Here is a 16,741-nt window from a genome sequence, read left to right as displayed (position 1 = left end):
TCACGAAAGTTCAGTTAATCGTTGATAACTGACACGATAGTAAACTACGATTAACTGAGTGTCCAGAGGCGAGGAGGTGACGGTGCAGGAGTCGGAAGCGAAACCGACGACCGTGCGTGAGCAACGCAAGGCCGAGCGTCGGCAGCAGTTGCTGGGCGCTGCAGCATCACTGTTCGCCGAACGCGGGTTCACCTCGGTGCGACTGGAGGATCTGGGCGCGGCCGTCGGTGTCAGCGGACCGGCCGTCTACCGGCACTTCCCCAACAAGGAGGCCGTGCTCGTCGAGTTGATGGTCGGGATCTCGGAGTATCTGCTCGACGGTGGCCGTGCGGTGGTCGATGGTGGTGAGGTCGCCGCGGACACCGTGTCCGCGTTGGTCGAGTTCCACCTCGACTTCGCCTTCGACACACCGGCATTCATCAGAATTCAGGATCGCGACCTGCAGAGTCTTCCGGAGGGTGCGCGCCGCAAGGTGCGCCGAATGCAGCGCGAGTACGTGGAACTGTGGGTCGAGGTGCTGTGTGCCGTCGACCCGGAATTGAACGAGTCCGACGCGCGAACCACGGCGCACGCGGTCTTCGGTCTGATCAACTCGACGCCCTACAGTGCGGGGCGTACTCCGTCGAAGAACGCTCGTCCGGTGCTGCGGGCAATGGCGCTGGGGGCGTTGGGGGTTGCTGCGCCGAGCCGCGCAGCATCGACCTGAGCGTCCACCTACACCGACGCGCGCTCGGCTTGCTCTGCCTGTCGGCGGGTGGGCTCGGGCGGACGAGCGCGACGGGATCCGATCACTCCGGCGGCAACGGCACCGACGAGGAACACTCCACCGACCGCGGATCCCAGGAGCGGTCCCCGGGTGGTCACCCACTCCAACTTGTTGGCCGCGTCGCGTGCCGAGGCCACCTGCTCGAGGCGACCCGTCTCGTCCAGGGCGAGTGAGGCCTTGAAGATCGTCACCTCGGGGACCTTCGGATCTCTCGCGAAGTACTGGTACGGCGTTTCCTGTCCCCACACCAGGCTCCCGCTCATGGGCTCGACGTAGATGTCGCGCACGTTCGAGTACCAGCGCTTCATCGTGATCGGCTCGTCCCCGTCGCCCAATCCCCACTTCGATGCCGGGAGGGTCACCGAGTTGATCGGCGACTGCGTGGTGGTCGAGAGGTCGGCTTCGGTCACGATCGATCGGAAGTGATAGATCGGCAGCCCCTCCATGGTGAGCTCCTCGACGAAGTTCGCCTCGAAGCTCGTCCACGCCGTCGCGTCGTAGACCGTGTACGTGATCGGCTGGGTATCGAAGGGAAAGCGATGCTGTAAGCCTGTGCGCGGCAAAGGAATGGCCGGCGAGTCGACTGTGGTCTGCAAGGATCCGGCGGGTTCGACGGGTAGTCCGGTGCGCCGGTCGCTCGTCACCCGATCCACCGAGGCGGTGAGCAGACCCGCGTCACCGTCGCGGTCGGCCCGTCTCACGGTCGCTCCCACTTGGAAGGTGACGCGGTCTGCGTCGGAGGGATCCTCGACGGTGATGTACCGCTGGAGAACGAGGGGTACATCCGTCGCGATGGAGAGAGGGCCGGGTCCGGTGATCGTCGTCGAGTCGAGGACCTCACCGCCCGCACCGTCCGCCGTGGTGGCCACCGTGGTGGCGTCGATGTCGAGTGGAGTCACCGCCAGGCGGTCGTACACGAGGGTGGGCAGAAGTAGAGCGACGACGATCGCGAAGGATCCCAGCCCCGCGAGCAAGCACATCGCGATTCTCACCCGTGACATGAACACCGTCCCAATTCTTTTCGTTTCCGGCCGTCTCATCCTGCCGTGGCGAGAGCCCCGAATGTCCGCTTCTGCGTTGTGACCTGTCAGCATGTTCGTGGGAATTTACAGAGACATCAACCGATGTTGAGAATTTCCGAAAAGGTGCACACTGGGGTCACTCGTCATTTGCCGCACAACGCTGAATCGGGGGACGACACATGGCGACCGGTATCGATCGAGGTACAACGGTCGATCACGGCAATCGTTGGCGAACCATCGGGACGTTGCGAACCGGGCCCGGTTCTGCAGTCCTGCCGTTCGGCTGGGGACCGGCGATCGTGTTGGTGCTCGTGGCCTTCGTGGACCGTATCGAATTCAGCCTCGTGGCCGCGGTTCTTCCTCAGCTGCAGGCCGAATGGGGTTTCGGCGACGCGGTGGCGGGATCGCTGCCCAGTGCGTCCGCGATCGCCGCGGGTGTCCTCGCGATACCGGCTGCATACCTCGCCGACCGTCACGATCGCGGCAGGATCGTGACCTGGGTCGTCGTTCTGTGGTCTCTGGCAACTCTCGGTTCGGCGCTGGCACCCACCTTCCTGATCTTCTACCTCGTGCGGGTCGGTCTTGCCGCCGCGGAGGCCGTGGACAACCCGGCCAGTGCGAGCCTTCTTGCCGACTTCTACCCGCCTGCAACACGATCCACTGCGTTCGGTTGGTGGCGAACCTCGGCGTACCTGGGCGGGGCGGGCATAGTCCTGGGTGGTGTGCTGGCGGACTGGCTGGGTTGGCGCGGGGCGTTCATGGTCATGACGATCCCGGGACTGCTTGTCGCAGTGCTCGTCTCACGTTTGAGAGAACCCGAACGCGGATACGCAGACCGGTTGGCGGCCCGCGCAGACCCGAGTGCGCAGATTCCTACGCCGTCCGGACCGCTTCCCACCCAGCTGCGCCGACTGCTGCCCATCCGAACGCTGTGGTTCACCGGCGCGGCTCTGACGGTCATGAGTCTGTCGATCGGTGGACTGACCTTCTGGCTGCCGAGCCTGCTGCAACGCCGGTACGGCCTGTCCGAATCGGCCGCCGCGACGGCAGGCGGAGGAATGACACTGCTGGGAATCGTGTTCGGCACGCTCGTCGCGGCGATGGCAACCCGTCGAGCCGTCGTCGGCACCAGCCTGGCGCAATGGCGAGTACTGCTGGGCGGTAGCGGAATCCTGGTGGGAAGTGTGTTCATGTCGATCGCGCTCGGCATGAACTCCACGGTGATGTTCGTCGTTCTTCTCACCGTGTTCGCCTTCTTCTCGGCCTTCGCTCTTCCTACGCTCACCGCCTGTGTCGCCGACGTGGTTCCGGCACGCGATCGGGGTCTCGGATTCGGCATGCTGCAGATCGCCGCGACCGCGGGCGGTGCCGTCGGGCCGCTCATGGTCGGTGTGGTGTCCGACGCGGCGGATTCACTCACCGTCGGCCTGATTCCGCTTCTTCCGCTGCTGGCGATCGGGGGAGTGTTCGCCCTCCTGGCCTACTGGTCCGTGGAACGCGACTCGACGCGCGTCCTGGCCGAGGCTGCGCGGGAAGAGTAATTCGTTGTCGTCGGTCACAATGTTCTTCATGACGAGTGAGCTATCGCGCGCCGAGGTCGGCCGGCGGCAGAGTCGATTCACTCCCGACGAGATCCCCCGCCTGCTGGCCATGGCCGGAGTCGTGGCCGCCCTGCACGTGATCGGGTGGGGGTTGTTCACCCATTACAACGCCATTCCGAGTATCCACAACCTCACCGGAGCGGACGGGACGCTGGTCTACGCCGGAGCCGGCGTATTGGCGTACACCCTCGGGCTCAGGCATGCGTTCGACGCCGATCACATCGCCGCCATCGACGACACCACCCGCTTTCTGCTGCAGAAGGGCAAGCGGCCGTTGGCCGTCGGGCTCTTCTTCTCACTCGGTCATTCGACCGTCGTATTCGTCTTCGTCGCCGCCATCGCGTTCGTGGCCTCGCAGGCGACGGCGTTCCAGGACGCGTTCGCCGGAGTCGGCGGCATCATCGGCACGCTGGTGTCCGGAACGTTCCTGTATCTCATCGCGGCGTTGAACATCGCAGTGCTCGCCGGAATCGTCGGAGTCTGGCGACGCGCGAAACGCGGTGAGTTCACCGAAGCCGGACTCGACGAGTTGCTGGCCAAGCGTGGGCTGATGAACCGATTGTTCCGGGGGCGCTACGACAAGCTGATCGACCACTCGTGGCAGATGTACCCGCTGGGTCTGCTGTTCGGGCTCGGATTCGATACCGCCACCCAGGTCGGTCTGCTCGCGATCGCAGGCACGACGGCCATGGCAGGAGGACTGCCGCCGATGGCGATCATCGCGCTGCCGGTTCTGTTCGCCGCGGGCATGACCACCATGGACACCATCGACGGCATCTTCATGTCCAAGGCGTACGGCTGGGCATTCGTGACACCGGTGCGCAAGATCTACTACAACATGACGATGACGGGACTGTCCGTCTTCGTTGCTCTGGTGATCGGCACGGTGCAGCTGTCGACCCTGCTCGCCGAGCAGTTCGAGCTCACCGGCGGACTGTGGGACGCGCTGGCCGTCATCGATTTGAATCTGGCCGGCCAACTCGTCGTCGGCACGTTCTTCGTCGTGTGGATCGGAGCGGTCGTGTATTACAAGGTGGCGCGCATCGACGAACGCGGTGGCTTCACACACTCGAACGAAATGGAGAACCAGTGACCTCTCGGCGTCGGATCGGTGTCCTCGCAGTTGCCGCGGCGCTCGCGTCGAGCATGGCGACGGCGCTGCTGGCCGTACCTGCTTCCGCTGCACCGGCTATCACTCAGGAGATCGGTGACGTCGTCTCGACTCGCGATCTGGACCGAAACCTCTGGATTCCCGGCGCGGCCTCGGCCGAGGTGCTCACTTACGTCACCACCGACACCTTCGGTGAGAAGGCTCTGAGCACCGGCACCGTCTTCCTACCGCCCGGAACTGCGCCGGACGGTGGCTGGCCGGTGATCTCGTGGGCCCACGGCACTTCCGGGCTCGGCGACGCGTGTGCGCCGTCTCTGATCGGTCCGACGTACGCCGAGCGGGATCTGCCGTACCTGGCGAACTGGCTCGCGCAGGGCTACGCCATCGTCGCCAGTGACTATGCCGGCCTCGGAACACCCGGATTGCCAACGTATCTCGACGGTCGAACCACGGCCCACAACGTGGTCGACATGGTCAAGGCGGGCCGCAACTACAGCGAGGACCTCTCGCGTTCCTGGGTGGCCGTCGGCCAATCGCAGGGCGGTGGCGCTGCGATCTACACCGCCCGGTACGCGACCGAGTTGGGCGGCCCCGATCTGGACTACCGCGGGGCGGTCGGAACCGGAACTCCGGCGTACATCGAGAAGTTGATCTCGATCGGTGGACCGGGCGTACCGCCGGTGGAACTACCGTCGGGCCTGACCGCCTATGTCGCGTACATCGGCGCGTCGCTGCGCTACGCGCATCCCGAGCTCGGGCTGGACGACATCCTGACTCCGCTCGGGAAGAAGTACGCAGACCTGGCCGAGACGACGTGCGTATCGGATTTCGAGGCACAACTCGACGGTGTGACGATCGGCGACTTCTTCACCGCGCCACTGACCGGTCTGCCGAACTTCACCGCCGTGCTCGACGACTACATGGCGATGCCCGAAACGGGATTCGACAAGCCGTTCTTCATGGGCAACGGCCTGCAGGACATCGACGTTCCGTTCCCGACCACCGCCGCCTACGTCGCCCGTCTGACGGCCAACGGTCAGCCGGTGACGTTCCGCGCCTACGACACCGACCACAGTGGAGCCTTCGTGCAATCGCAGGCCGATACGATTCCGTTCGTCGCGAACCTGTTTCGCTAGTTCACCGGCCGCTTGCTGGGCAGCCCGTAGGCGCGAGCGGTGAACAATTCCAGCACCGTGCGCGGCAGCAATCGCTGGGCGAGGAACACCGCCGGAGCATTGCTGCCGACCGCGTAGATGGGCAGCGTCTTCTTGTCCTCGACGGCTTTGAGGACGGTGAGCGCGACGGTCTCTGCCGTGATCCCCTCGGCCTCTTTGGCGTCCAGCTGTGAGATCACCGTGGTGAAGTCACGGAGATACGGCGAATGCGGGCCGCAGTATTTGGTTCGACGGGCCGAGAGCCCGGTGGCGATGGCCCCGGGTTCGACTGTGGTGATGTCGATTCCGTAGGGCTTGAGCTCGTAGCGCGCGGCCGTGGAGAACCCCTTGATCGCGGCCTTCGTGGCGGCGTACGACGAGCGGTAGGCCAGCGGAAAGCTCGCGAGCATCGACCCGATGTTGACGATCTTTCCGCTGCCACGATCTCGCATGCCCGGCAGCACGGCCTGGGTCAACTCGATCGCGCCGAAGACGTTGAGCTGGAAGAGCCGGGTGATCGCCTCGATGGGCAGCTCTTCGATTGGGCCGCACTGGCTTTCGCCTGCGTTGTTGATCAGCACATCCACCGGGGTGTCGGCGATGCCGTCCACGAACCCGCGGAGCGATGCCGGGTTCGTCAGGTCCAGGTCGCGGTAGTCGACGCCGGGTATCGGGTCGGCCACCGATGAGCTGTCGCGGCTCGTTCCGATGACGTGGTAGCCGCGAGAGATCAGAACCTCGGCGACGGCCTCGCCGATTCCGGACGTCGCTCCGGTGACTATTGCAGTGTTCATCTACGCCTCTTGTTCACGGTGCGGGTAGGTGCCGGCTTCGTCGCGACAGGTGCCGGGCATTCTGTCCTGCGAAAAGCTGTGGTCGGCACTTTGGTGTGCAGGGACGGCACCGAGGTGCCCGACGCCATGACCGTGCGGTCCGGCCGCACGATGGCGGCGACAGCGTGGCCGCGGCGCAGCCAGACCCCCAGCTCCGACGACGCCGCAACCTCGACGACGACGGCTCCGCGGCGTTCGATCTCTCGACGGTGCCCGACGGCCAGGGGTGTCGACGAGACGAACAGGAACCGGCCCGGTGCGAGGTCGTCCAGACGAGCTCCGCCGTCCAACGGGCTGTTGGGGCAGAGCTTTCCGGCCAGTGTGCGAACCGGAACGGGTGAACGCAGCACGTACGGCGATCGAGCGAGTGACGGGGTGGTGCTGGCGGTGACCTTCTCGCCGATGAACGGCAGATAGCCGAGGGCGGGTGCGATGTTCGCGCGCATGATGCCGGTGAGCCGGCTGCCGCCGGTCATGGCCCATCCGATCGCGACTGCCAACTCGATCATCTGCTTGGCGTGCGTCTTTCGTTCTGTCTCGTAGCTGTCGAGCGAGGTCTCCTTCAGATGCCCGTCGAGCACGCCGACGAGCTTCCAGACCAGATTGCGCGCATCTCGGAGTCCTGCGCCCATCCCCTGCCCGATGAAGGGCGGCGTCAGATGCGCGCTGTCGCCGAGCAGGAACACCCGGCGATCACGCCATCGGTCGACCACCTGTGCACGGAAGGTGTACTCCGCGCTGCGAATCAGCTTCATGTCCGGGATCTCGCCGGAAACGAACCACGGTGCGATGAAAGGGTGGATGGCCGAGAGATCGGTGAACTCGTCGAGGGTCTCGCCGTCGAGCATCCGGAACTCCCAGCGGTAGCGGGTGGGGCCGATGCGCATGTACGTCGCCGATCGCTCGGAATCGCACACCTGGTGCACGCCGTCCCACTGTTCGAGATCGACGTCGGTCTCGATGTCCACGACCAACCATCGCTGCTCGAAACCGAGATCCTCCATTTTCGAGCCGATGGACCTGCGCACCACACTGTTGGCACCGTCGCAGCCGAGGACGTAGTCGGCGGTCACCCAATGTCCAGTCCCGTCCTCGGTCGAGTCGTACCGGACCCGAACCGAGTCCTTCAGGTTCTGTACATCGGTGATCTCGCATCCGCCACGCATCTGCACGGAGTCGTAACGCGCGATGTGGGAACGCATCAGACGTTCGAGTTCGGGTTGATCGAACATGTTGGCCTGCGGGTAGCCGTGCGGTCGCGCATCCGGATCGCGCTCGAACTCGGCCAGGGTTCGAATCCGCTTGTCGCACAACCTCAGTCCGCGACCGGGGCGGGAGATGGCCGCGAAGTCCTCGGCCAGGCCCAGATCGCCGAGGATGCGGTACACCTCGTCGTCGAGATGGACTGCCCGCGGCTGCGGGTAGACGTCCTCCCATCTGTCCAGCACGAGGCACGGCACGCCGTACCGGCCCAGCAACAACGCAGCGGTCATGCCCGTCGGACCGGCTCCGACGATCACCACTGGAAAGTGCGTGCCGTCGGACTCGGTACCGGTCATCGGTAGGAGACCCGGGTGCGCTGGACTCCCAGATCGAGGGCTCCGTCGGGAGTCGAGCAGGTCAGTTCGAGGACGTCGCCGTCTTTCAGAAACGCGGGATTCTTGGCCTGCTTCTTGAAGAAGACCTTCCACTTGACCGACGGAGGAACCAACGATCCGATCATCTCGATCGGCTTGGCGGGGGCCTTCAACGCGGTTCCGCCCGGAGTGCCGGTGAGCAGCAGGTCGCCCGGGTCTATCCGCTGGAACTTGCTCAGCGCCTTCAGCGACTCGACCGGGCGGTAGATCATGTCGGCGACCGTACTGTCCTGTCGCACAGAGCCGTTGACCCGCAGGGTCAGTGCGAGTTCGCCGAACCGATCGAACTCGCCGGCCTCCAGGAGAACCAGGCGCGGCCCGACCGGAGTGAAGGTGGGATACGACTTGCCCTCGTAGAACTGAGTTTTCGGCAACTGGACGTCGCGGGCCGAGACGTCGTTGGTGAGCACGAGCCCGGCGATGTACTCGGCCACGTTGGAGGCGTCGACCTTGGTTCCGACGGTGAGGGTCTTGCCGAACACCAGTCCGATCTCGATTTCGTAGTCGAGCAGCTTCACGTGCGGCGGCTTGATCACGTCGTCGGTGGGTCCGCTGATGGAACCGGACGTCTTGCGAAAGAACGTCAGCGGCACGGTGTCGGGGTTCATTCCCGAGTCTTGGACGTGGGAGACGAAGTTGGTCATGTTGGCCATGACGCGGCAAGGCGCCGTCACCGGCGAGATCAACGACAATGTCTCCACGGCAACGACATCGGTCGAACTGCGGGCGGATTCAATGGCAGGCCGATCGGCGAGGAGCTCGGCGGTGCTGACCGCGGAGGTGTCGATGCGTGACGCGCCTGCGGGGGTTTCGACCCACCACGCGTCGGCGGTGCGGAGTACAGCGATGCTCATGAGGATGCCACTTTCATCAGGCCGCGAAGGCGATCGGTGTCGAACTCGTTGTCGTTGCGCAGTGAGGAGAGGATCGATTTCAGTTCGTGCAATGACGCTCTGCTGGGAGCGATTCCGAGGAAGTCCTTCGACGCAGGCGGCCCCCACTGGGCCAGCCCGGACGCCGTCATCGGGGCCCAACCGGGTTCGAGGGAGTTGTCGAACATGTCGCCGTCGCTGAAATGCTCCACCAGGAAACCGTCGGGATCACGCCAGTAGTCGAAGATCTGGCTGCCCTGGATGTGTCTGCCGATGCCCCACGAATGTCGGTACCCGCGTTGGGTCAGGTACTCGCCGCCCGCGGCGATGGCATCGAGATCGGACACCTGGTAGGCGGAGTGCACATACCGGTTGGACGGGCCGAGAGTCATTGCGAGAGTGTGATGATCGGACGGAGTGTTACCGCGATCGCAACGGATGAAACTCATCACCGGACCGCGATCACGCTGGCCGTCGTAGTAGAGGAAGTCGCTGACGATCAGGCCGAGGTGATGCAGATACCAGTCCAGATTCTGGAGGTAGCCGGTGCGCTGGAGCACCACATGTCCCAGGCGCTGGACTCGGGCGGGCTGACGCGGTGGCCGCTGCGTCGCGTTGAGTCGAAAGCGCGGATCACCGAAGTTGTAGGTGTGCGCTTCCTGACCGGGAAGTTCGGGATGCTCGGTGTATCCGGACACCACCTGGACGGGCTGCCCGCCCGGATCGGTGAGCGTGACCGCGACACCGCCGAGTGTCTCGGGGAGCCGTTGGACCCGCTGCCCGGTTGCCTCGGCCAATCTCATGAGGTCGCCGTCGTCGGCGGCGGCGAAGGCTGCGCCCACGAAGCGTGTTCGCTTGCCGCGGCGGATGATCACACACGGTGCGCCGACCTGCGTGCCGCGCAGATGGATCTCCTCCGGAGTGCGAAGCGAGACGGTGAAACCGAAGGCGACAGCGAACGCCTCGGCCTTGGTCAGATCCGGCTTGCGAAACTCCAGCCAGGCGATGTCTCGAACCTTGATGATCGGATCTTTCGCGCGACCGGGGTGCTCGCCGGGGAGTGCGCCCTGGTCCACGTGCATGTCCTTGTGGCCGTCGACGTCGTGTCCCATGAAGCCCTCCCTCGTTGGTGACAATATCGTCACCTATGACAGCACTGTCAGTCAATAGTATTGACAAATTCGTCAGCGGTGAGGAAGAGTCAGGGCGTCGACCAGCGGCAGACAGAAGTAGGGAACATGACAGAGACCCCGAATCGGCTCGAGCGGCGCAAAGCGCGCACGCGCGGCGCGCTGATCGCAGCGGCGCAAGGATTCATCGCCCGCGGCGAACTGAACGCTCCGATCGCGGAGATCACCCAGGCCGCCGACGTCGGGATGGGGTCCTTCTACAACCACTTCGTCAGCCGTGAGCAGCTGTTCCAGGCCGCGGTCGACGGTGCCCTGGAACTGCTGGGCAACTATCTCGATTCGTTGACCGACAGCTCGGCCGACCCGGCGGAAGCCTTCACCCGGTCCTTCCGGATCGCAGGTCGTCTGTTCCGGTTGCAGCCGGAACTGAGCCGCGTACTCATCCACTCCGGCCCCGAATTGATCACCTCGCAACACGGTCTCGGTCCGCGGGCGGCCAGAGACATCCAGGCCGGAGACGCCGCAGGCTACTTTCGGGTACCGGACCTCCAGCTGTCTCTGGCGCTGGTGGCGGGCGCGCTGATCGGCCTCGGGCAGTTGTTGCTCGAGCAACCCGATCGAGACGACATCGAGGCGGTCGACCGCATGGCCTACGGCGTTCTGCTCGCCCTCGGTGTACCCGACTCCGATGCCCGGGACCTGTGCGCACGATCTCTACCACCAATGAGCGACGTACCCGCCGTGATCGGGGAGGGCCGGTAGCCGGACCCGCCGGCAAGACTCAGTGCGCGTGCGCCTTCTCCAGGTCCCGGATGATCTCGGCGATCGCGCGGTCCTTCGCAAGTCTGCGTTCCAGAATCGGGTTGAGAACCCCGCGGAACCAGAAGTACGGCATCCAGGTGGCCGGCGCGATGATGCGGGCCCGACGCGTGCGGACCGAGTGCACGAGCAACTCCGCGGCGCGCTGCGAGGGCAGTCGCCGATTCAGCGGCCACGGCAGAAATCCGCCGATCCGCCGGCCCATCGGATCGCTGTCGAGGGTGTTGCGGGCCAGATCGGTATCCACCACACCGAAGTACGCCAGACCCGCTGTTGCGCCCACGGCCGCGAGTTCGATTCGCAGCGCGCGGCCGAGCTGTTCGACCGCCGCTTTGCTTACCATGTAAGCAGACCCGCCCATGCCGGGAGTGAAAGCGGCACAGGACGATACGAGCAGAATGTGGCCACCGCTCGCGACGATCTCGTCGGCCGCAGCACGCACGATGTTGAGCACACCACCGAAGTTCACGGCCATCACCGAGTCGAAAACCGCGCGGTCGACGGTCCTGATGGTGGCGGGCGGGGGTGTGATGCCGGCGTTGGCGATCACGATGTCGAGACCGCCGAATTCGCTCACCGTCGCGGCCACGCAGTCCGCCATCGCATCGGAATCGGTGACGTCGCCGGTGAGCAGCAGGATCCGTTCGGATCGCGCAGCGTCCGGCGGAAAGTCTCGATCGACCACAGCCACCAAGGCTCCCGCGGATACCAATTCCGCGACCGACGCGGCTCCGATTCCACGCGCTCCACCGGTCACCAACGCCACTTTCCCGGCCAGGTCGATTCGGTTCTTCATGCGAGGTCCTTCGTCGTCACGAGCTCGGTATCGGCCGGGGAATCCACACTGCGCCAGTGGTAGTGGCCGAGATCGATCGTCGACATACGCTGGGTGAAGTTGCGCACCGAACCGGGCCAGTACGTCACATTTCGACCCGACGGGCTCAGGTAGTAGCTGCTGCACCCGCCGGAGTTCCATACCGATCCCGCGAGCGTGCGGTCGGTGTGTTCGACGAACGTCGACTGCGCGCGCATGCTCACTTCGAGCGCCGTGATCGCGTTGGAGTCCATGGCGCGCAACGCCGCGAGGATGTAGTTCACCTGAGCCTCGATGGTGACCACCTGCGAGGTGTACACCACCGAGTTGGGGCCGAGCAGCATGAAGAAGTTCGGGAAGCCGTGCACCGTGGTACCCCGGTACGACGACATCTCGCCGTCGGGCCATTTGTCCGCCAACGACTTTCCGTCGCGGCCGACGATGCGCCGAAAGCCGGTGTGGCCGGACACGGCGAATCCCGTCCCGAGAACGATCGCATCCACCTCGTGCACGGTTCCGTCGGTGGTGACGATGCCCTCGGGCACGATCCGAGCGATGCCGGTGGTCTCGACGGTGACGTTCTCTCGGCACAGTGCGGGATAGAACTTGTTCGAGAAGGTGGGTCGCTTGCAGCCGAATTCGTAATCGGGCGTCAGCTTCTCGCGAAGAACAGGATCTTTGACCTGACGACGCAGGTGGGCACGCCCCATGGCCGTGAGCGGTGCCAGCAACGAGCGATGGCCGATGAGTCCGGGTACCAACGCTTCCTGGAACAGATCGAACACCCGGCGCATGGCCCGCTGGGCCCGGGGGTACTTCCGAAGCACGGACCTGCCGGATTCGGAGATCGGGCGGTCGGGGTGCGGAAGAATCCATGTCGGCGTCCGCTGGAACAGAGTCAGGTGCGCGGCCTCGGGGGCCAGGCGCGGAACGAACTGCACCGCAGATGCTCCGGTGCCGATGACGGCGATGCGTCGACCCTCGGCGGAGTGCTCGTGGTCCCACTTCGCCGAGTGGAACACTCTGCCCGAGAACGATTCCAGGCCTTCGATTCTGGGCGTGGCCGGTTCGCTGAACGGTCCGAGGGCTCCGATGAGGATGCGCGCCGACCACGTTCCTGCATTCGTCCGCACCACCCACCGGGCCTGCTCGTCGTTCCAGGTTGCGTCCAGTACCTCGTGGCCGAAGCGGATGCGATCCCTGATCCCGAACCTGTCGGTGCAATCGTTGAGGTATGCCTCGATCTCGGGCTGCAGCGGGTACAACCGCGTCCAGTCCGGGTTGGGCGCGAACGAGAACGAGTACAGCGCGGACGGGATGTCGCACTGCGCACCGGGATAGGTGTTCACGTGCCACGTTCCCCCGACCGCGGTGTCGCGCTCGAAGATCAGAAAGTCGCCGCGTCCTTCCTGCTCGAGTCGGATTGCGGCACCGAGGCCGCCGAATCCCGCGCCGATGATCGCGACGTCGATGTGTGGCATCGCCGTGCCGGATTGTGTTGCAGTCATCAGAGTTCGAGCTCCTTCTACAGATCGAGGACGAGAACTTCGCCGTCGACGGCACCGCGCGAGACGCACAGGGTGAGCGAGTTCTCGCGTTCGGAGGCATCGAGAACGCGGTCGCGGTGATCGACGCGTCCGCCGACGAGACCGACCACGCACGCTCCGCAGAAGCCCTGTCGGCAGGAATAGGGCTGGTCCGGCCTCGATCGACGGAGGGCATCGAGTGCGGTCTCCTGGGCACCGACCTCGACGATCTCCCCGGAGCGGGCGAGCTGCAACACGAACGGCGTGCCGTCGACCACCGTTGCGGGCGCGAACAATTCGGTGTGGAATCCACGGACGGCCGTACTCGAGAGGGCCTCGGCACGAAGCCTGCTCGCCAGTGCCGCAGGCCCGCAGACGTACATCGCGGAGGTGCCCATCCCGAGATCGACGATGTCCGCCGGAATCGGAAGTCCATCGACATCGTCGGTCTTGACGATCACATGACCACGTGAGGTCAGGGCCAACTGCTGCAGCACGGCAACGAACGGCAGACTCGCCCGAGACCGACCGTGGTAGTACAGCGTCCACCGCGCTCCGTCCGCGGCAGCACGTTCGATCATCGCCCGGATGGGTGTGATGCCGATTCCGGCGGCCACGAAGAGGTAGTGCTCGGCCTCGGCCATCGGAAAGGCGTTGCGGGGTCCGCGAACTCGGAGGACATCGCCGCGGGTGAGGGTGTGAATCTCGGTGGACGCCGTGCCGCCGGGGATCTTGCGGACGCTGATGCGGTAGCGATCACCTGCGCCGGGGCGGCCGGCGAGCGAGTACTGCCGCACGGAACCGGACGGGGTGGTGACGTCGATGTGGGCGCCGGGCAACCAGTTCGGAAGCGGTGCAGCGTCTTTGCGGGACAGCAACAGTGAGCGAACGTCCTCGGCCTCGTCGATCGTCTCGTCGACGACGGTCTCGAATTCGTATCCGACGCTTCGCCGGGGCCGCGCCGGGGACAGGGCCGTGACGATCGAAAAATCGGTGACAAGCTTGGCGTAGAGGCGGGACGCGGCACCGACGGCCCGCAGTCCGATGCCGGGTGCCGTCACGTCGACCTCGCCCAGATGGCTGTGTACCGGAGGCGCTGTGGTCGTCACTGCTGGGCCGCCAGTGCTGCCGGGGAGATCGCCAGATACTGCACGGCCTTGTCGATGTCGCCCATGTTCGAGGGATGGAAGCCCGGGCGAATGTAGAGGGCGAGCTGTACGAACAGGAACGACAGACCGGGGATCAGGTGCTTACGTGACGCGCGTGCGAAGGCGATCGGCCAGGGCGTCCGCAATCGGCGTCTGCCGGTGCGCGGCGTGGCAACGGAGTTCTGGTACAGGTACGCGGCGGTGCTGAACCACAGCACGGCCAACCCGGCACTGGCGACGACTGCCGTTCGGGCACGGCGGAATCCGCCACCGTCGACGTACTGGAACGCGTCGAATGCGACGTTGCGGTGCTCGAGCTCTTCCGCGCCGTGCCAGCGCAGCAGGTCGAGCATCGTGGGGTCGACGCCGATGCGGTCGAATTCGGTGTTGTCGAGCAGCCATTCGCCCACCACAGCCGTGAAGTGCTCTGCCGCTGCGTAGATTCCGAGGCGCTCGTTCAGCCATGCTTTGCCTGCGCGGCCGGTGAGGCCGTGGTCGCCGAACACCACACCCACGGCGAAACGAATGCGCTGCAGAATCGGTTCGATGTCCACTCCGTGCGCAACGAGATAGTTGCGGAAGCTCTCGTGGGAGGACGCGTGCGTTGCTTCCTGGCCGACGAATCCCACGACCTCCTCGTGCAGCCTGCGGTCGTCGATGAACGGCAGCGCCTGGGCGAACACGTCCGCCATCGCTCGTTCTCCCTCGGGCAGGACCAGGTGCATCACATTCCAGAAGTGGGTGGCGTACCACTCGTGGGGGATGTACTGGAGTGGAACGCCGGACCAGTCGAATGTCACTGCGCGCGCGACGATCGCATAGGACTCGTCCGTGTACTGCTCGTTCGCGTCGACCGCCTTGTTCCGAGACATTCCGAACTCCGTTTCTGCAGGATGGTCACCTGATGCTACATAGCAACAGTATGTGTCGCAATGTTGCATTCAGTAGGAGTTGGACGGCCGATAGGATCGAACGATGCAGCCAGATGGTGACGACGGGCCGATCCTCGATGCCGCCCTGGAACTGTTCGGTGAGGTGGGAATTCCTCGGACCACCATCGGCGACGTCGCCAAGCGCGCCAGGATCAACCGGGTGACCGTCTATCGCCGGATCGGGTCCAAGGACGACCTGGTGCGAGCCGTCATGGCGCGGGAGTCGTCGCGATTGTTCGTGGCGGTGGCGGCTGCGGCTGCGGAACAGACGTCACGCGCGGATCGGGCCGCCCACGGGTTCGCGACCACGATCGACTCGGTGCGCACCAATCCGGTGTTGATCAAGATGTTCGATTCCGAGAGTTCGTTGGTGCTCGAGCAATTGACCACGAACGCATCGGCATTGCTCGTGTCCGCGATCAACGCTGCCGCGCACATTGCCAGGGGTGAACTGGAATCCGACACCTTCGCCGTGCCCGATGCTCCGGAAATCGTTGTGCGCGTTGTGCATTCGATCTTGCTGACCCCGTCGGCCGCCGCCCCGCTCGATACCTACGACGATCTGCTCGCGTTCGCGCACCGCAGCATCGTGCCGCTTCTCGTCGGAACCACCTGACGCGTTCCTCCTCGAATTCAGGCCCGCGGCACGTACGAGTCGAGTACGCGGAGCAGAGCGCCCTTCAGCTCGGCCCGATTGCCACCCGGTGTCGGCCTGGCGATCTCGTGCAGGGTGTAGCCGTCGATCAGGGCCAGGAAGTGCCGAGCCGGTAGATGCGGTTCCTCGATGCCGAATGCTCCCAGCGCGGCCTCGGCCGCCTCCTCGATCATCCGCATGATTCGATGCACCGACACCGCGAGCTCCGGTCGCCTACGCACGGCGAGGTACGCCTCGAACTGCACGAGGGAGTCGTCGTCCTCCGGAGAGGACAGCAGTGAGACGAGGTCCATGATCGCGTCGGCGAGATCGTCGCGAGTGAGTTCACCGGATTGCGCGACGTCGAGTAGAGCGTTGACCTTGGCCGTCACGTTCTCGGCGATTCGAGTGATCGCGGCATCGATGAGTTCGCCGACCGAGCCGAAGAAGTAGCTGGTGGTCGACGGCGGGAAGCCGGCCGCGTCGGCGACGGACCGAAACGAGACGCGTTCGAGTCCGCGTGTTCCGATCACACCGATGGCGGCGTCGACCAGGGCGTCGCGACGCTCCTGGCCACGCGCGTATCGAGTCTTCCGGCGCTCTTCGGTCATGGCTACAACGTAGCCGGGGTGTTGTCGCTGAGCTCCACCGCAGTGCTCTCCAGCAGGCACTTCTCGCCAATCCTGGCCTAGTGGCCAATATTGAGTTACTGTCGCCGCTACATCGAACAGCCCGGAAAGGA

Annotated in this window: 16 protein-coding genes; 6 read left to right on the top strand and 10 right to left on the bottom strand. The window is 65.0% G+C overall.

From position 1 onward, the window contains the following. Positions 1–58: 58 nt before the first annotated feature. Complete coding sequence (locus tag QM615_RS12740) at positions 59–706, top strand: SACE_7040 family transcriptional regulator (protein WP_149407140.1); 648 nt, start codon at positions 59–61, stop codon at positions 704–706. 8 nt (positions 707–714) lie between these two features. On the opposite strand, the gene pgfA is transcribed toward QM615_RS12740, so the two are convergent. Next, entirely contained in the window at positions 715–1,767 is a 1,053-nt protein-coding gene (gene pgfA / locus QM615_RS12735) for a cell envelope lipid trafficking protein PgfA (RefSeq protein ID WP_188078762.1), read from the bottom strand. A gap of 200 nt (positions 1,768–1,967) precedes the next feature. Here pgfA and QM615_RS12730 point away from each other — a divergent pair, with 200 nt between their 5' ends. The 3 genes from QM615_RS12730 to QM615_RS12720 are packed head-to-tail and all read left to right on the top strand — an operon-like array spanning position 1,968 to position 5,636. Further along, positions 1,968–3,329 carry an MFS transporter gene (locus tag QM615_RS12730; protein WP_068054919.1) on the top strand — a complete coding sequence of 454 codons (1,362 nt, stop codon included), beginning with the start codon at positions 1,968–1,970 and terminating at the stop codon, positions 3,327–3,329. Between the two features lie 28 nt (positions 3,330–3,357). Next, the gene (gene nicT, locus QM615_RS12725; RefSeq protein WP_082899048.1) at positions 3,358–4,482 is read left to right on the top strand and encodes a Nickel transporter NicT; all 1,125 of its coding nucleotides are present in this window, start codon (positions 3,358–3,360) and stop codon (positions 4,480–4,482) included. 53 nt (positions 4,483–4,535) lie between these two features. Continuing rightward, positions 4,536–5,636 (top strand): lipase family protein, encoded by a 1,101-nt coding sequence (locus QM615_RS12720; RefSeq protein ID WP_231894006.1) that lies wholly within the window; start codon positions 4,536–4,538, stop codon positions 5,634–5,636. Here the strand turns inward: QM615_RS12720 and QM615_RS12715 are convergent. The 4 genes from QM615_RS12715 to QM615_RS12700 are packed head-to-tail and all read right to left on the bottom strand — an operon-like array spanning position 5,633 to position 10,108. Continuing rightward, positions 5,633–6,448: an SDR family oxidoreductase gene (locus tag QM615_RS12715; protein WP_149407141.1), complete on the bottom strand. Its 816-nt coding sequence runs from the start codon at positions 6,446–6,448 to the stop codon at positions 5,633–5,635. The genes QM615_RS12720 and QM615_RS12715 overlap by 4 nt on opposite strands. Beyond that, a complete protein-coding gene (gene mhpA / locus QM615_RS12710; RefSeq protein WP_149407142.1) occupies positions 6,445–8,046 on the bottom strand; it encodes a bifunctional 3-(3-hydroxy-phenyl)propionate/3-hydroxycinnamic acid hydroxylase MhpA in 1,602 nt (533 codons plus the stop codon). Before mhpA ends, QM615_RS12715 begins: the two co-directional genes overlap by 4 nt. Beyond that, positions 8,043–8,978 carry a fumarylacetoacetate hydrolase family protein gene (locus QM615_RS12705; RefSeq protein WP_149407143.1) on the bottom strand — a complete coding sequence of 312 codons (936 nt, stop codon included), beginning with the start codon at positions 8,976–8,978 and terminating at the stop codon, positions 8,043–8,045. Before QM615_RS12705 ends, mhpA begins: the two co-directional genes overlap by 4 nt. Then, a complete protein-coding gene (locus tag QM615_RS12700; protein WP_068054955.1) occupies positions 8,975–10,108 on the bottom strand; it encodes a VOC family protein in 1,134 nt (377 codons plus the stop codon). Before QM615_RS12700 ends, QM615_RS12705 begins: the two co-directional genes overlap by 4 nt. A 126-nt stretch (positions 10,109–10,234) precedes the next feature. Between QM615_RS12700 and QM615_RS12695 the strand changes: the two genes are divergently transcribed. Then, on the top strand, positions 10,235–10,888 hold the full coding sequence (locus tag QM615_RS12695; protein WP_068054958.1) for a TetR/AcrR family transcriptional regulator: 654 nt from the start codon (positions 10,235–10,237) through the stop codon (positions 10,886–10,888). A 19-nt stretch (positions 10,889–10,907) separates the two neighbouring features. On the opposite strand, the gene QM615_RS12690 is transcribed toward QM615_RS12695, so the two are convergent. From QM615_RS12690 to QM615_RS12675, 4 genes are read right to left on the bottom strand one after another with little or no spacing between them, the layout of a single operon-like run. After that, positions 10,908–11,741, bottom strand: a complete 834-nt coding sequence (locus QM615_RS12690; RefSeq protein ID WP_149407144.1) for an SDR family NAD(P)-dependent oxidoreductase — start codon at positions 11,739–11,741, stop codon at positions 10,908–10,910. Further along, the gene (locus tag QM615_RS12685; RefSeq protein WP_149407145.1) at positions 11,738–13,267 is read right to left on the bottom strand and encodes a flavin-containing monooxygenase; all 1,530 of its coding nucleotides are present in this window, start codon (positions 13,265–13,267) and stop codon (positions 11,738–11,740) included. The genes QM615_RS12690 and QM615_RS12685 overlap by 4 nt, the downstream gene beginning before the upstream one ends. Before the next feature lie 17 nt (positions 13,268–13,284). After that, the gene (locus QM615_RS12680; protein WP_283347404.1) at positions 13,285–14,394 is read right to left on the bottom strand and encodes a PDR/VanB family oxidoreductase; all 1,110 of its coding nucleotides are present in this window, start codon (positions 14,392–14,394) and stop codon (positions 13,285–13,287) included. Further along, complete coding sequence (locus QM615_RS12675) at positions 14,391–15,305, bottom strand: metal-dependent hydrolase (RefSeq protein ID WP_068284246.1); 915 nt, start codon at positions 15,303–15,305, stop codon at positions 14,391–14,393. The genes QM615_RS12680 and QM615_RS12675 overlap by 4 nt, the downstream gene beginning before the upstream one ends. Before the next feature lie 103 nt (positions 15,306–15,408). Here QM615_RS12675 and QM615_RS12670 point away from each other — a divergent pair, with 103 nt between their 5' ends. Continuing rightward, positions 15,409–15,981, top strand: coding sequence for a TetR/AcrR family transcriptional regulator (locus tag QM615_RS12670; RefSeq protein ID WP_094687520.1), 573 nt, complete (start codon positions 15,409–15,411; stop codon positions 15,979–15,981). Positions 15,982–15,998: 17 nt separating this feature from the next. Here QM615_RS12670 and QM615_RS12665 read toward each other — a convergent pair whose 3' ends face one another. Continuing rightward, positions 15,999–16,610, bottom strand: a complete 612-nt coding sequence (locus tag QM615_RS12665) for a TetR/AcrR family transcriptional regulator (RefSeq protein ID WP_283347403.1) — start codon at positions 16,608–16,610, stop codon at positions 15,999–16,001. Positions 16,611–16,741: the final 131 nt, after the last annotated feature.

Origin of the sequence: Rhodococcus sp. IEGM 1341 (assembly GCF_030056895.1) — a bacterium.
Classification (GTDB): Bacteria; Actinomycetota; Actinomycetes; order Mycobacteriales; family Mycobacteriaceae; genus Rhodococcoides.
The sequence above is the reverse complement of the archived record's forward strand: the minus strand, read 5'-3'. Positions and strand labels throughout refer to the sequence as shown.

Bases quoted from the DNA above. Each gene is read 5' to 3' on its own strand.
- QM615_RS12695 (WP_068054958.1), top strand. From the start codon at position 10,235: ATGACAGAGACCCCGAATCGGCTCGAGCGGCGCAAAGCGCGCACGCGC.
- QM615_RS12690 (WP_149407144.1), bottom strand. From the start codon at position 11,741: ATGAAGAACCGAATCGACCTGGCCGGGAAAGTGGCGTTGGTGACCGGT.
- QM615_RS12685 (WP_149407145.1), bottom strand. From the start codon at position 13,267: ATGACTGCAACACAATCCGGCACGGCGATGCCACACATCGACGTCGCG.
- QM615_RS12715 (WP_149407141.1), bottom strand. From the start codon at position 6,448: ATGAACACTGCAATAGTCACCGGAGCGACGTCCGGAATCGGCGAGGCC.
- pgfA (WP_188078762.1), bottom strand. From the start codon at position 1,767: ATGTCACGGGTGAGAATCGCGATGTGCTTGCTCGCGGGGCTGGGATCC.
- QM615_RS12675 (WP_068284246.1), bottom strand. From the start codon at position 15,305: ATGTCTCGGAACAAGGCGGTCGACGCGAACGAGCAGTACACGGACGAG.
- QM615_RS12705 (WP_149407143.1), bottom strand. From the start codon at position 8,978: ATGAGCATCGCTGTACTCCGCACCGCCGACGCGTGGTGGGTCGAAACC.
- nicT (WP_082899048.1), top strand. From the start codon at position 3,358: ATGACGAGTGAGCTATCGCGCGCCGAGGTCGGCCGGCGGCAGAGTCGA.
- QM615_RS12670 (WP_094687520.1), top strand. From the start codon at position 15,409: ATGCAGCCAGATGGTGACGACGGGCCGATCCTCGATGCCGCCCTGGAA.
- QM615_RS12730 (WP_068054919.1), top strand. From the start codon at position 1,968: ATGGCGACCGGTATCGATCGAGGTACAACGGTCGATCACGGCAATCGT.
- QM615_RS12700 (WP_068054955.1), bottom strand. From the start codon at position 10,108: ATGGGACACGACGTCGACGGCCACAAGGACATGCACGTGGACCAGGGC.
- QM615_RS12665 (WP_283347403.1), bottom strand. From the start codon at position 16,610: ATGACCGAAGAGCGCCGGAAGACTCGATACGCGCGTGGCCAGGAGCGT.
- QM615_RS12720 (WP_231894006.1), top strand. From the start codon at position 4,536: ATGGCGACGGCGCTGCTGGCCGTACCTGCTTCCGCTGCACCGGCTATC.
- mhpA (WP_149407142.1), bottom strand. From the start codon at position 8,046: ATGACCGGTACCGAGTCCGACGGCACGCACTTTCCAGTGGTGATCGTC.